The following is a 14,679-nucleotide window of genomic DNA, read 5'->3' as shown; positions in this document are numbered from 1 at the left end:
AACATAGGCAGTTACCGAAAAATATTGCCCCATTCCCGCCAGGCAGGAGGTTGTCCAACTTTATCCTTCTTCTTTTGAACCTAACATAAAACATAAGGCGCGATAATAGAATTAATCCTGGAAATCAGGTAATCTATTGTAAGGAAATGAAGACGTGTATGTATGATACATATGGAAAACAGTCGGATGACCTGGCTGGGAAACAATCAGGAGAGGGAGAAGAACATGACAACAACGAGCTACAAAAGGTCAACGATTGTGGCCTTGCTGCTTGCTGGAGCATTTATTGCTATTCTTAATCAAACATTAATGATTACCGCGATTCCTCCTATAATGGAAGAGATGGGGATATCGGCGAATACTGGACAGTGGCTGACTACTGTTTTCATGCTCGTTAACGGTATCATGATTCCGGTTAGCGCGTTTTTACTTGAAAGATTTACGACCAGGCAATTATTTATCACGGCTATGAGCGTGTTTGCCGTTGGAACACTTGTTGCTGGAATAGCACCGAATTTTTCCATTTTATTGCTTGGCCGGGTGATCCAGTCAGCCGGTGCAGGCGTGATGCTTCCTTTAATGCAGACAGTCTTTTTGATGATCTTTCCAGTTAATAAGCGAGGGGCAGCGATGGGGCTGATTGGCCTGGTCATATCGTTTGCTCCGGCAATTGGACCAGCATTATCAGGATGGATAACGTCGAATTATTCCTGGCGGCTGCTATTTTTTATCATTCTGCCGATTGCACTCATTGATATTATTGTGGCTGTTTTTGCCATGAAAAACGTGACCGAAGTGAAAAGGCCGCGGGTCGACATCCCGTCCATTGCCATGTCTTCCCTTGGGTTTGGCGGACTATTGTATGGTTTTACGAGTGCTGGAAACAACGGCTGGTTTGCATCGCTGACTTTGCTGTCACTTGGAATAGGAATACTGTCGCTGGTTCTTTTCATTACCAGGCAGCTTCGTCTCGAGCATCCAATGTTGGAGTTCAGAGTCTACAAGTATCCGATTTTTCCGCTCGCTGTCCTTATCGGGATGATTGCGTTTATGGGGTTGATCGGAGTGGAAACCATCATTCCGCTTTACATGCAGAATATGCGCGAATTCAGTGCCTTTGAGGCCGGATTGGCCTTGTTGCCTGGTGCCCTGATTACAGGGTTTATGTCTCCGGTGACAGGACGGATTTTTGACAGGGTTGGTGCCAGATGGCTGGCCATCATTGGCTTGAGCATCATAACCGCTTCATCCTTTGCATTCACGAACCTGGATACTTCCACGTCCTTGAGCTTTATTACGATTATGTACAGTATCCGTATGTTTGGGCTATCGATGGTGATGATGCCGATTGCTACTGCTGGTTTGAACCAGCTGCCGCAGCGTCTGATACCGCACGGAGCCGCAATGGATAATACGATGCGCCAAATCGCTGCTTCTGTCGGGACGGCGATTCTAGTCACAGTAATGACGTCTACTGCTTCCAATGCAGAAAGTCGTCCGGAAATTTCTTATCCGGACATTTATGGAGCAAATATGGCATTTATCGTCGTTTCTTTGTTATCACTGCTTGGACTTATTCTATCCTTCTTTATTAAAAAGACGAAACCAGAAGTCGAGCAAAAAGAACAAAGGGATCGGGGTTAATAAAAAGACTTCCCCAGAAATAATCCTTACTTAAATAGAAGCGGTCCCATGAATATACAGGGGCCGCTTTTCTGTTTCCTTTTAATTCCTTGTGAAACGTGCAATTTTTTTCCGGCTGTCTATGTTACATCGTTTTACAGAACCGAAACAGGTGCTGTAAGAAAGCAAAGTGAATTGCTTGTATTTCTTTCTATCTTTTTTTAAGCTGTTATTAGCATCTGGGTAAACGCTTACACATATAGTGGTAATGAATACTTACAGCTTGAACAAAAAAGTAGAAGAGGGAGGTAGTTTCATTGAGCAGTTTGTTAGTAGCTGCAATTGGGATCATTATCTTTATTCTTGGTTACCGTTTTTATTCAAAGTTTGTTGCGGAAAGGATTTACCGGCTAGACCCGAATTATGTGACACCAGCCCATCGCTATAAAGATGGAGTAGACTTTGTTCCGACCAATAAATATGTGGTCTGGGGTCATCATTTTACTTCCGTAGCTGGTGCAGCACCGATTCTTGGACCTGCTATAGCCGTTTATTGGGGTTGGCTTCCAGCTTTCCTTTGGGTCGTACTCGGCACCGTGTTTGCCGCTGGTGTACATGACTTCGGAACCTTGGTCTTGTCAGTGCGGAATAAGGGCCAATCGATCGGAACCTTAGCTCATCGTTTAATTGGCAAAAGAGCAAAACTTTTGTTTTTATTCATCATTTTGATTCTTGTTTTAATGATTAATGCTGTTTTTGCCTGGGTAATATCGAATTTATTTATTTCTTATCCTGCCAGTGTTCTCCCTGTGTTTATTCAAATTCCGCTGGCGGTATGGATCGGTTTTGCTGTTTATAAAGGGAAAACGAAAATGCTTGTACCATCCATCATCGCTCTGGTCGTTATGTACGGGGTAGCAATTTTATCCAGTAATGTATCGGCCTTGCAAATTGATGTCGTCAGCTACTTTGGAGGAGAAGGTGCACCTGGCCTGTTTGGTATGGGGGCTGTTTCCAGTGCCTTTTTGATTTGGATTGTAATATTGATGGTGTACGTGTACATTGCTTCCACGCTTCCAGTTTGGAAGTTGTTACAGCCACGGGATTTTATTAATTCCCATCAGCTGGTAGTAGGTATGGGGATTCTCTATCTTGGGCTGTTATTCACCAACCCCGAGGTAACTGCTCCTGCAGCTAACGCGGCGAATGACGTGTCGTGGTTTCCATTATTATTTATTACCGTCGCCTGTGGAGCGATCTCAGGATTTCACGGACTCGTGTCATCCGGCACTTCATCCAAACAGTTAAACAAAGAGACAGATGCTCGCTTTGTCGGATACTTTGGAGCGGTCGGTGAAGGAGCGCTTGCCCTGGTGTCGATTTTGGCTGTCATTACCTTATTTCCTTCAGCAGGGGAGTTCACGGCGGCTTATTCCAGCTTTACCCAGGCAAATGCTACAGGGCTTGGAAATTTTATCGAAGGGGCAAGCCAGCTTGCTGGCGGGTTGGCAATTCCAGCTGGGGTAGCCACCACGATTGTTTCGATAATCGTTGTCAGTTTTGCTGCAACAACACTTGATACATCGGTAAGACTTATGCGCTATATTATCGCTGAACTTGGGGTGGAGTATAAGATTCCGGCACTCTCTAAAATGCATGTAGCTACTAGCATTGCGGTCATTTTGAGTGCTGTACTGGTCCTGTTGCCGGAAGGATCCAGAGGATTTGGCTCTGGAGGATATCTGTTATGGCCGTTGTTCGGAACTTCCAACCAATTGCTCGCAGGTATCAGCTTGTTATTGATTTCCATCTGGCTAAAACGGCAGGGACGGAATTTCCTTGTCACCTTGATTCCAATGGTATTCCTGTTGGTCATGACCTTGCTTGCGATGTTTAATCAGGTGCTGTTCCAATGGTCGTGGTTTGGACCAGATGCCAATATGCTGTTGTTTGTGTTAGGTGCAATCATTTTTGTGTTCGCCGTTTGGATTATCATCACGGCAATCTCTACCTTGACAAAAGACAAATTAAACGAAACGTAAGACAGGAAAAAGATAACCGGCTTTATTCCGAGATTTTTTTGTTCGGATGGAAGGGAGTTACACCACCATCCGGTTAAAAGAAGGAGCTTACCAAAAGGTGAGGGGTAGCTTTGTGGCCCCTCCTTTTTCTTCCTCATAGAAATCGAAAAACTTTTTCAGTGGTCTTGATTACTATCTTTGACTGGAGGAGTTTCTCGCCAAGTTTTTTAACAAGAAAAGGAGAATGAAATGAAAGATAAACTTAAAACGTTGATTCAGTGGTATGAAGACGTGTTAAGTCTTCCACATCGAAGTGAAGTGGCCAGGGAATTACGGGATGAGGACGATTTGTTTATGCTGCTGCTCTACTCGGAGATGGTCGGTATTCCGAATCCCGTTTACTATTACACGCTCGAAATGTATCCCTACATATTAGAGAAATTTCATGACTGGCATTTGCGGATGGGGATGGAAAAATCACCGCTGGACGGAATTCGCTGCTGCTGATAGGAAGGAGGGGGTATTTATGGATTTGGATTTGCAACAGCCGATTTTATTTGTTGGCGGTAAAGGAGGAGTCGGAAAGTCTACAACTGCCGCTTCACTGGCATTTGCCGCGGCTTCCGGGGGAAAGCAGGTTCTGCTCGTTTCCACTGATCCTGCCCATAATCTTGGAGATATTTTTAACTGTTCAATCGGAACGGGGAGGAAACAAGTTGCTGATCGTTTATCTGTGATAGAAGTGGATGCTGCACATGAAGCAGATGCTTATATAAAGGGTGTGAAGGACAATCTATCAGGATTGGTAAAGTCCAGTCTGGTAGAGGAAGTCAATCGACAGATGGACATGGCAAAAACATCGCCAGGTGCTGAGGAGGCCGCTTTATTTGATCGGATTGTTTCCATCATTCTGGAAGAACAGGATCGTTTTGATCACATTATATTCGACACGGCCCCTACTGGCCATACGGTCAGGCTGCTCAGCCTCCCGGAATTAATGGGCGTGTGGATGGACGGAATGCTCGAAAGAAGACGTAAAACGAATCAAAACTACAGTCAGCTGTTAAATGATGGGGAGCCGATTGAGGATCCGATTTTTGATGTGCTGATGAAACGCAGAGAAAAATTCGAACGGGCTAGAGAAATACTGCTCGACCATGCGAAGACAGGCTTTATCTTTGTTCTCAATCCGGAAAAACTGCCAATCGAAGAAACCAAAAAGGCGATTGCACAGCTTGAACCATTTCATATGCATATTGATACGTTGGTTATCAACAAAGTGCTGCCCCAACAGGCGGAGGGTGAATTTTTCCATAAGCGAAAACAAATCGAAAAGCGGTATTTGGAGGAAATTGACCGCGCATTTTCTGATAAAAAATTGTTTTATGTACCACTTTTTTCCGAGGATATGTCCGATGTTGAGGGCCTATCGAGGTACGCGCAGTTTTTGACCAGTTTGCCACCTGTCAAATGAATAAGGGGTAAGGGTTTCTTTTTTCTCTTATTATATGACAGATGTCATATAATAGGCTTGACGTTTGTGTCTGTTTATCGATCTGGGTTTCCTCTAACATAGGAATAAGTGAAGCGATTTATTCCAGTATAAGCATGGTAGGACATGCTTGAGGAGGATAACAATGAGTAAACAAAAACAAGCTGAATTAAGAAAAAAAGTAGCTCCATATGAAAAAGCGGACAGCAAATCGAGTGTGATACAACTGGTCAATACGATACCGGCCTTTTTGATCCTTTGGTTATTAGCCTACCAAAGTCTTTCTCTGTCAATATGGATAGCATTGCCTTTAGCCGTTGTGGCAGCCGGTTTTGTAGTAAGAATATTTATTATTTTTCATGATTGTGCACACCAATCTTTTTTTAAAAATAAAAAAGCCAATCGGATACTTGGGACCGTAACCGGAATTATCACCCATTTTGCGTTTGAAAAGTGGAAGCGAAGCCATTCGATCCACCATGCCACTAGCGGAAATTTGGACAAGCGTGGAACCGGTGATATGTGGGTAATGACAGTAGAAGAATACTTGCAAGCTTCTTTTTGGCAAAAACTGACCTATCGGCTATACCGCAATCCTTTGGTTATGTTCGGTCTTGGCCCGATCTTTTTATTTCTGATCGATAACCGGTTTAACCGTAAGGGAGCAAGAAAGAAGGAACGGTTAAATACCTACTTCATCAATGCCTCGCTCCTGGTCATTTACAGCCTGCTGGTATGGCTTGCCGGCTGGGAGGCAGTGCTGATCATCCAAGGAACGATTTTATTCGTATCGGGAGCCCTGGGTATTTGGCTGTTTTATGTACAGCATCAATTTGAAGATTCCTATTTTGAAAATGAGGCGGAGTGGGATTACGTAAAAGCTGCCGTAGATGGCAGTTCTTATTACAAGCTTCCAAAAATAATCCAATGGATCACAGGCAGCATAGGCTTTCACCATGTACATCATTTGAATCCGCGGGTGCCTAACTATTATTTGGAGCAAGCTCACGTGTCTACCCCGCCCCTGCAAAAGGCAACGACGATCACCTTTTTATCGAGCCTGGAATCATTGAAGTTCCGTTTATATGATGAAAAAAGCAAATCATTCGTCAGTTTTAAAGCGGTAAAAAAGATGGATGCAACCCAACGGAAACAAGCAATGACAAACTTGAACCTTACGAATAGCAAACCAGGTTTTCAGGATGAATAATCTTATTCAGAGCCCTCCCGGTAATATGGGAGGGTTTCTCTTTAAACAATCAGTTGAAAGGTGGCTTCACCGCAAGCTTTTGATTCTGCGTAAGGATGCACAAGCCATCCGGTTTTGCTATACTTTTGCTAAATGAAGATTGTTTGACATAAAAAGGAGTCCCTCTATGCATAATTGGTTTCATATTATTCCAAAAAACACAGGCTTAAGTATCTACATATGGATCATCTTTTGTATTCTTCCCTTTTATTTTATTTTCCGTTCTTCGACTCTATATGAAATCATTTTCGGAGTTTCGATGATTTTGCTGTTTTTCACTGTTTACCGGTTGTCGTTTATTAAAAACGGTTGGCCGGTCTATATATGGGTCAGCGTGGAAATGATCATCAGCATTGTCATGACGTTGTTTTTTGGATACGTCTATTTTGCTCTGTTTTTAGCTTTTTTTATAGGCAGCATTCAACATAGAGGTGGATTTATCACCCTTTATATTATTCATCTGGTCACTACAACTGCTGCAACCACTTACGGTGTCTTCCGTCATTTTGATTTGTTCATCACGCAGCTCCCTTTTGTAATTGTCAGCTTGATCGGCGTGATATTATTGCCGTTCAGCATGTACAGCCGGATAAAACGTGAAAAATTGGAGGGACAGCTGGAGGATGCAAATAAAAGGATTTCTCAATTAATGGTTATCGAAGAGCGCCAGCGGATTGCCCGTGATTTACATGATACCTTAGGTCAGAAATTATCTCTGATAGGATTGAAGAGTGATTTGGCTGGCAAATTGCTTGCTTCCAAACCAGAAGCTGCAAAAAAGGAGATAAACGATATCCACCAAACAGCTCGGACTGCGTTAAAGGAAGTGAGAGAGATGGTTTCCGATATGAGGGCTGCTAAATTAGAGGAAGAAGTCTCTCATATACGTCAATTATTAAAAGCCGCTGAAATCGACTTCGCCATTGAAACCAGGCAGGAAATGACGGATAATACGCCATTACTCATAGAAAATGTGTTAAGTATGAGCTTGAAGGAAGCAGTAACCAACGTAGTGAAGCACAGTCAAGCGACTTTTTGTAAAGTAACAATGCAGAAATCTCCCAATGAATGGAAAATTATAGTGGAAGACAACGGTCGGGGGATCGGGGAACGAGATGTCACTTTCTTAGTAGGGCATGGCTTAAAAGGAATGAGGGAAAGACTTGAATTTGTGAACGGTAACCTGGAGATTTCTTCGGCAAATGGAACAGCTGTTTATATTCGTGTTCCAAATCCTGTACAATAATCGAGAATTAGGGGGATGGATATGATTCGAATCGTCATCGCTGAAGATCAGCAGATGCTCCTGGGGGCATTAGGTTCATTGTTAGACTTGGAAGTAGATATGGAAGTGATCGGGATGGCGCGCAACGGAGAAGAAGCAGTTGCCCTTGTCAAGGAACACCAGCCTGATATTTGTATGATGGACATCGAAATGCCGATAAAAAGCGGACTGGAAGCAGCAGAAGAACTGAGGGACCATCCTTGTAAAGTAATTATCTTGACGACCTTCGCCAGACCGGGATATTTCGAACGGGCGAGAAAAGCAGGGGTGAATGGTTACTTGCTAAAAGATAGTCCCAGTGAAGAATTGGCAAACTCGATACGGGTTATTATCGATGGGAGAAAGGTATATGCACCGGAATTGATCGATATCGCTTATGCAGAAGCAAATCCGCTGACTGAACGGGAAGAACAGGTGATGAAGCTGATGGCGGATGGAATGGATACAAAAGAAATAGCGAGTCAGTTGTCGATTGCCAACGGGACGGTTCGAAACTATATTTCTGTGATCCTGGATAAGCTGGAAGTGAGTAATAGAATAGAAGCCATATCTCGTTTCCGGGAAAAGGGCTGGTTTAAATAGTCCCTTCTTTCCATATGGCCGTGTTTTTACGAAGATAGGCCCAATTTTGCGGAAAAGCGTACCCGAGCCTCCAGTAGGCAGCTCCTCCCAGCTGATAAGCTTCCATCAGCCGGTATTTGGCTGACAGACTGCGAATGTCTTCAAACCAGACAGTCCGTCTGTTTCCGTTGCCACTGTATGTGTAAAAGGGGGCTTGGGCTTCCTGATCATATTGAATGACTGCATAATTGTCCAACGCCTGCTGCTGGGCGTTCCGTGCAGACAAAGCAATTGCCATTCCGTCAGTATCCTGCTGGTTAGTACCGGGCCAATCGTAACCGAATAAAGCAATGGCGATGGTCAGTTTAGGGGATGGAATCAAGCTTGTTGCATAGCGGACAATGTCTTCCATCCAATTGATTGGAGCAATCGGGTCTGGCTGACCTGCGGCATATCCGTAATCATAAGTCAGTACGGTCACCAAATCGGCCGATTCCCCAATAGCCTGATAATCAAATGCCCCCGAGAGCGGATTGTCCGGTGCATCTTCCGTTTTTGAAAAAACGTTTACGTGAAGCAACAAATCCCCCATTGCAGCCTTCAATTCCTGCACAAAGGCAGTAAAATCTTTTCGGGAAGCAGGAGGGATGAATTCGAAGTCCAGGCTTACTCCCTTATAGCCTTTTTCTCTCATTACCCGAATAATGTGGGTAATCAAAACTGATCGTTGTTCCGTCTTAAGGACGTTCCCTGCCAATTCTGGACTGAAAGAACCTTCTTCATAATTGCTCACAACCATAAGTGGTTCAATACGATTGCGAATTAATGTATCGATTAGCTGCTCGTCTTCCAAATCAGTCAATCCCCCGCCAGGAAGCGCTCCATAAGTGAAAACTGCTGCATAAGTGAGAGAAGCTCCTGTCTCATCCTGCAAATCACTCAAAGAGGGAGGATCAAACGCATCAATAAAACCAAGTGTGCGAATTGGATAACGGAGAGGGGAAGGAATGGCAAGGACCTGTCCTATGGGAAGATTGGTCGAGGTGATTGCAGGATTGGCATAGAGTAAGAGAGGGACGGAAGACTGCCATCTCTTTGAGATTTCTGCCAGGGTGTCACCAGGTTGGATACGGGTATAACGTACTGGCAGTTCTGCCGATGTGGGAATGTATAAGGCAAGACCGGGCATCAACAAATCATTTTCCAACCCGTTCGTATGTGTGATCATTTCGATTGTCGAACGATAGGAAGCTGCTATGGACCAAAGGGTGTCTCCGGGCTTTACAATATGAATCCCCATAATCATCCATCCTTTCTGTTACCTCATTTTATGGTGACAACAGCATCATTTATGCATGATGGAAAACAGACACTCTATTTTAGGAATTCAACGAGAACAAAAAAGGCATGCGTTGTTTAAGGCATGCCTTTTCAATCGAAACTTCCAACGGAAATTTATTCGATTTCATCAAAAAATACATCGATCAATTGCTCTGTTTGCGGGTTGACCAGAACGTACACCCGAACCTCTTTTGTTTCGTTTCCCTCCAAGGTGATCAGAAATGTGAACTGTTCTCTTTCATCCGAAATATATACTTTTCCCTGGTAAGCATAATCCGTTGCATTATAGTCCGGATACTGTTCCTTCGCTTCTTCCAGGGCAATTTTTCCCCATTGGGCGTACTCTGGCTGGGCGAATGCTGTTGCTGGCAGTACGAGGAAAAGAACAGAGACTGCCAGGATAAATTTAGCGGCATATGTGTGCAAATATCTTCAACTCCAATCTGTTTTCCTTATTTTTTACTACTGTTGGCTGGTTATGCATATGCCGTTTCGTTTTTAGAATTTTGCTTCGAGGAAAAAGATTCTTTTCGTTTTTCAACTGACATGTTAAGATGAAAATAATTAAAATAAATAAGAGGTTCTAGCTACACCCTCTATAAAAAACTAAGAAATGACTATACTTTCTTAGGTATAGTTTTTTTAATCTCGTTTTTTTGTCTGATCGATCTGCTTTCTTTTTGGCGAAACATACCGATTTAAATGAATGTGTAGATAGAATTCTCGTTTCAATGATGGAAAGGGGAATTTTTTTTATGAAAAAAAACAAAGCGGTTGTTGTATTTAGCGGTGGTCAGGATAGTACTACCTGTTTGTTTTGGGCAATGGAGAATTTCGACGAAGTAGAAGCAGTCACATTTGATTATCAACAACGACACCAAGAGGAAATTGACGTTGCCAGGGATATCGCTGCTGAACTGAACATAAAGCATACGGTGCTAGACATGTCGCTATTGAACCAACTGGCACCCAATGCACTGACAAGAACAGAGATAGATGTCACCGAAGGGGAAGGGGGCGGCCTTCCTTCTACCTTTGTACCTGGCCGAAACTTATTGTTCTTATCATTTGCTACGATCATGGCGAAACAAATTGGTGCAAAACATGTCATCACTGGTGTGTGCGAAACGGATTTCAGCGGTTATCCGGACTGCCGGGATGTATTCGTCAAGTCACTCAATGTTACGCTTAACCTCTCGATGGACGATGATTTTGTCATTCATACCCCATTGATGTGGCTGGACAAAGCTGAAACGTGGGAGCTCGCCGATAAACTGGGTGCATTTGAATATGTTCGGGAAAAAACATTGACCTGTTACCAGGGAATCCGGGCAGATGGATGTGGAGAATGTCCGGCGTGCAAACTGCGCCGTGCCGGCCTGGAAACCTACTTAGCAAAGCTGGAAGGGGCACAAGGTTAATGGAAGGTCTCGGTTTTACCATTGTAGAGAAGTTGGAGAAGCTTGGCGAAGATATAAAAAAAGAGCAGCTGAAGTATCATCAAAAACGTGTACTGGTAAGCAAAGAGTTCACTTTTGATGCTGCACATCATTTGCATTGCTATGAGGGTAAGTGTAAAAACTTGCATGGCCATACTTATCGGGTCATCTTCGGTGTCAGCGGTTATACGGATGATATCGGGCTCGTAATCGATTTTGGCGATTTGAAAAAATTATGGAAAGAAAACATAGAGATGCATCTTGATCACCGTTATCTGAATGAGATGCTGCCGGCAATGAACTCAACGGCGGAGAATATCGTTGTTTGGATTTACCAGCAGATGGTTACGGCATTGAGCGGTTTGGAAAATGACAGTCTCCGGCTCGAATTTGTCAAATTGTACGAAACACCGACCAGTTTTGCCGAAGCACGAAGGGAGTGGATGGAAAATGAATAAATTCCCAGTGCTGGAGATCTTCGGACCGACAATTCAAGGAGAAGGAATGGTGGTCGGCAGAAAAACGATGTTTGTCAGAACGGCCGGCTGTGATTATGGTTGTTCCTGGTGTGATTCTGCCTTCACATGGGACGGTAGTGCAAAGGATGATATCAGAATGATGACCGCTTCCGATGTTTTCGAAGAACTGAAGGCGATCGGCGGCAGCCGTTTTGACCATGTAACCATTTCCGGCGGTAATCCTGCATTGTTGCAACACCTGGGCGAACTGATTGATAGGCTCCAGGAAAATGGAATCGAAGTGGCTTTGGAAACACAGGGAAGCCGCTGGCAGGAGTGGTTCGTTGATATTGATGATTTGACCATTTCTCCTAAACCGCCAAGTTCCGGTATGAAAACCAATTGGCAGATGCTCGACAGGATTTTGAGCAAGATGGATGAGTATGGGCGGCTGCCCCATACGAGTCTGAAGGTAGTCATTTTTAATGAGGAGGATTTACATTATGCCTCCAAGGTACATGAACGGTACCCGCAAGCAAACTTTTTTCTGCAAGTAGGAAATGATGATTTGGCAGAAACCGATTCTTCCAACTTGGCAGATAAACTTTTGGGTAAGTATGAGTGGTTAATTAATCATGTCATGCAGTCTGAAACCCTTAACCGTGTCCGCGTCCTGCCGCAAGTACATGCACTCGTTTGGGGAAATAAACGGGGCGTTTAGTAGAGCACGCATATTGTTTAAGAGAACCGCTTAACTTGATTGATTTCAAGTAGGCGGTTCTTTATTTATTGTATTCGTAAGAGAATCTGGTTGGACTTTCGGGGGTGTGCAAGGCGCTTATGCTTTTCTTATTGTCTAGCTTCAGCGCCTACCCCCTTGAGGTCTTAAGTCAATCCTCTATGTGGCAGAAACCGCCACACTGCGTATTGCCTTAAGCTGGTCGGGGGTGTGCAAGGCGCTTATGCTTTTCTTTCAATGGAGTAAGTTGTCTTTGCTGTCGATAAATAGGGAACCGTCCTGCTGTACTTCGGCATAAAAGACATCTTCCACCGAGTCGATACCAGCCTGCTGAAGTTGTTGCTCCAGCCAAGCGTTGTCCAAATTCAGTTTAGACAAATTATTGGAGAGAATCCGCCCGTCCGAAACGACCTCTGTAGCGATCGTATAGGTTTTTGGTTGACTCCCTACTTTCATATCACTCTTGGTAACGGATTGTTTTTCCTGTTTTTTCATGACAGAAAGCTTGCCATTAGTTTCAAATACGGCATAGTCGACATCTTTTAAAGAAAAAACATTCTTTTGTCTTAACAGCGCTTTTAGCGAATCAAGATCCAATCTGCTTTCCTTTAGTCCGTCTTCCACTATTTTTCCTTCTTTTATGACGGTGATTGGACTGCCAGTTACGGTTTTTCTAGCTTTTTTCGATTTTATATCAACCAAGTCCATTACCAATGTATAGGCAGTCCAGCCAACTAAGGCAATAACACCGTTCCGAACACTGAAATTTTGATTAGCGACTAGATTGGCGGTTATCGAACCAATGGCAATAGCAGAAACAAAATTGAAAAAGGTCATTTGACTGATTTCTTTTCTTCCCATTATTCTTGTCATAACGAACAAAACCAAAAAGCCGATGGAGACCCGGAGTATTAGTTCGTAAAGGTCCATACTTAACCATCCTCTTTTCTTTTTTATTTCAGCTTAGTTATTTGTCTTAGGGAAAAAACTATTCGGCTCGATGAAAATAAAAATTGGTAAAAGGAATTCTGCTTGTTAGAACGAATTAATAGTGTAGAGAAGAGGTGAACAGGAACATGTTAATTAAACCAGAAAAACTGAATCCGGGTGACCGGGTAGCTACGATTAGTCCTTCCTGGGGAGGTGCTGGAGCTCCAGAATTACGTTGGAGATATGAGCAGGGAATCGACAGGTTGAAGACTGTTTTTGGTTTGCAGGTGGTGGCAATGCCAAACAGTTTGAAAGGCCCGGATTATCTTTACCGTCATCCGGAAGCACGTGCAAAGGATTTAATGGACGCTTTTCAAGACCCTTCGATAAAGGCGGTCATCGCCAACATCGGAGGAGATGATAGTATACGGCTGTTACCTTACATAGACTTTCAGGTCATACGCGACAATCCAAAGATTGTTATGGGATATTCGGACGTCACGATTGTACATCTACTTTGCCATAAAGCAGGTTTGTCGTCGTTTTACGGACCTGCAATTCTAACAGATTTCGCTGAAAATATCGAAATGGATTCTTATACAATCGAAATGATCAAAAGGACCCTTTTTAATACCGAACCAATCGGGGAAATTGAACCGGCCAGGAAATGGACGAGTGAACGTCTGGAATGGGTAGAAGAAAATAAACACAAACAACGACCCCTCCGTAACAACAGCAGCTATGAGCTTTTACAGGGGGAAGGCCGTGCACAGGGCCGTCTTATCGGAGGTTGCATCGACGTTCTGGAGTTTGCTAAACAAACGGTTCTGTGGCCGGAGGAAGAACATTGGGAAGGCGGCATTTTGTTTTTTGAAACATCCGAGGAAAAGCCGGAACCTGATTTTATCAAATACTGGCTGCGTAATTATGCTGCACAGGGGATTCTATCCAAGATCAATGGAATGGTATTCGGGAAACCAATGGATGAGACGCATTACGACGAGTATAAATCCGTTATTTCACAAGTCTTGGAGGAATATGGAGAGACAGATTTGCCAGTTCTTCTTAACCTTAATTTCGGGCATACGGAACCGAAGTTTATTCTTCCTTATGGAGCAAAGGCGGAAATTGACTGTGATCATACGACTTTTTCTATTCTGGAAAGCGGCGTGAAATAAGAAAGGGGAGTGTAATCAGTTGAATCGTTTGAATCTAGTGACATTGGGTGTGCGGGATATGGTGGAATCCTTGCACTTTTACCGTGATGGGCTCGGATTTGATGTGGTTGTGTATGGAGAGGAAGCGAGTCCTGAGGTGATTTTCTTCAACAACCGTGGAACGAAAATATCGCTTTTTCCGTTGGAGCATTTGGCGAAAGATATTAATGAACAAGAACCGCCGTCATTAAATGCCGGGGCATCTGCAATCAGTCTGGCGTATAACGGGAAATCGAAACAGGAAGTCGATGAGGTATTTGCTTTGGCGGAAAAGGCGGGAGCCAAAATCGTCAAGCAGCCGCAAGAGGTATTCTGGGGCGGTTA

15 protein-coding genes and 1 riboswitch are annotated in these 14,679 nt (G+C 43.7%); of the genes, 12 read left to right on the top strand and 3 right to left on the bottom strand.

Annotated elements, in window-relative coordinates:
• The first annotated feature begins 225 nt into the window (after positions 1–225).
• From BN1067_RS18225 to BN1067_RS18195, 7 genes are all read left to right on the top strand, one after another.
• On the top strand, positions 226–1,644 hold the full coding sequence (locus tag BN1067_RS18225; RefSeq protein ID WP_053220226.1) for a DHA2 family efflux MFS transporter permease subunit: 1,419 nt from the start codon (positions 226–228) through the stop codon (positions 1,642–1,644).
• 296 nt (positions 1,645–1,940) lie between these two features.
• Entirely contained in the window at positions 1,941–3,665 is a 1,725-nt protein-coding gene (locus tag BN1067_RS18220; protein ID WP_053220225.1) for a carbon starvation CstA family protein, read from the top strand.
• A gap of 228 nt (positions 3,666–3,893) precedes the next feature.
• On the top strand, positions 3,894–4,151 hold the full coding sequence (locus BN1067_RS18215) for a cory-CC-star protein (protein ID WP_053220224.1): 258 nt from the start codon (positions 3,894–3,896) through the stop codon (positions 4,149–4,151).
• 19 nt (positions 4,152–4,170) lie between these two features.
• Positions 4,171–5,118 (top strand): ArsA family ATPase, encoded by a 948-nt coding sequence (locus tag BN1067_RS18210; protein WP_053220223.1) that lies wholly within the window; start codon positions 4,171–4,173, stop codon positions 5,116–5,118.
• Positions 5,119–5,281: 163 nt separating this feature from the next.
• On the top strand, positions 5,282–6,346 hold the full coding sequence (locus BN1067_RS18205) for a fatty acid desaturase (RefSeq protein ID WP_053220222.1): 1,065 nt from the start codon (positions 5,282–5,284) through the stop codon (positions 6,344–6,346).
• Between the two features lie 166 nt (positions 6,347–6,512).
• A complete protein-coding gene (locus BN1067_RS18200; RefSeq protein WP_053220221.1) occupies positions 6,513–7,631 on the top strand; it encodes a sensor histidine kinase in 1,119 nt (372 codons plus the stop codon).
• A 21-nt stretch (positions 7,632–7,652) separates the two neighbouring features.
• The gene (locus tag BN1067_RS18195) at positions 7,653–8,252 is read left to right on the top strand and encodes a response regulator transcription factor (protein WP_053220220.1); all 600 of its coding nucleotides are present in this window, start codon (positions 7,653–7,655) and stop codon (positions 8,250–8,252) included.
• Here BN1067_RS18195 and BN1067_RS18190 read toward each other — a convergent pair.
• A complete protein-coding gene (locus BN1067_RS18190; RefSeq protein ID WP_053220219.1) occupies positions 8,245–9,531 on the bottom strand; it encodes a glycosyl hydrolase family 18 protein in 1,287 nt (428 codons plus the stop codon). The two genes, BN1067_RS18195 and BN1067_RS18190, sit on opposite strands and share 8 nt — an antisense overlap.
• 155 nt (positions 9,532–9,686) lie before the next feature.
• Complete coding sequence (locus BN1067_RS18185; RefSeq protein WP_053220218.1) at positions 9,687–9,998, bottom strand: DUF3889 domain-containing protein; 312 nt, start codon at positions 9,996–9,998, stop codon at positions 9,687–9,689.
• Positions 9,999–10,143: 145 nt separating this feature from the next.
• Positions 10,144–10,188, top strand: a riboswitch (PreQ1 riboswitch).
• Positions 10,189–10,327: 139 nt separating this feature from the next.
• Here BN1067_RS18185 and queC point away from each other — a divergent pair.
• From queC to queE, 3 genes are read left to right on the top strand one after another with little or no spacing between them, the layout of a single operon-like run.
• Positions 10,328–10,993 (top strand): 7-cyano-7-deazaguanine synthase QueC, encoded by a 666-nt coding sequence (gene queC, locus BN1067_RS18180; RefSeq protein WP_053220217.1) that lies wholly within the window; start codon positions 10,328–10,330, stop codon positions 10,991–10,993.
• On the top strand, positions 10,993–11,469 hold the full coding sequence (queD, locus tag BN1067_RS18175; RefSeq protein ID WP_053220216.1) for a 6-carboxytetrahydropterin synthase QueD: 477 nt from the start codon (positions 10,993–10,995) through the stop codon (positions 11,467–11,469). Before queC ends, queD begins: the two co-directional genes overlap by 1 nt.
• Complete coding sequence (gene queE / locus BN1067_RS18170; RefSeq protein WP_053220215.1) at positions 11,462–12,190, top strand: 7-carboxy-7-deazaguanine synthase QueE; 729 nt, start codon at positions 11,462–11,464, stop codon at positions 12,188–12,190. The genes queD and queE overlap by 8 nt, the downstream gene beginning before the upstream one ends.
• A 252-nt stretch (positions 12,191–12,442) precedes the next feature.
• Here the strand turns inward: queE and BN1067_RS18165 are convergent, their stop codons facing one another.
• Entirely contained in the window at positions 12,443–13,138 is a 696-nt protein-coding gene (locus BN1067_RS18165; protein ID WP_053220214.1) for a YetF domain-containing protein, read from the bottom strand.
• Between the two features lie 146 nt (positions 13,139–13,284).
• Here BN1067_RS18165 and BN1067_RS18160 point away from each other — a divergent pair, with 146 nt between their 5' ends.
• The gene (locus tag BN1067_RS18160; protein WP_053220213.1) at positions 13,285–14,316 is read left to right on the top strand and encodes a S66 family peptidase; all 1,032 of its coding nucleotides are present in this window, start codon (positions 13,285–13,287) and stop codon (positions 14,314–14,316) included.
• A 19-nt stretch (positions 14,317–14,335) separates the two neighbouring features.
• Positions 14,336–14,679, top strand: a 344-nt coding sequence (locus BN1067_RS18155; protein ID WP_053220291.1) for a VOC family protein, incomplete at its 3' end; no start/stop codon positions are given.

Origin of the sequence: Virgibacillus senegalensis, assembly GCF_000821245.2 — a bacterium.
Taxonomy (GTDB): domain Bacteria; phylum Bacillota; class Bacilli; order Bacillales; family Amphibacillaceae; genus Sediminibacillus; species Sediminibacillus senegalensis.
Note: the sequence above shows the minus strand (reverse complement) of the source record. Positions and strands in the feature narration are given on the sequence as shown.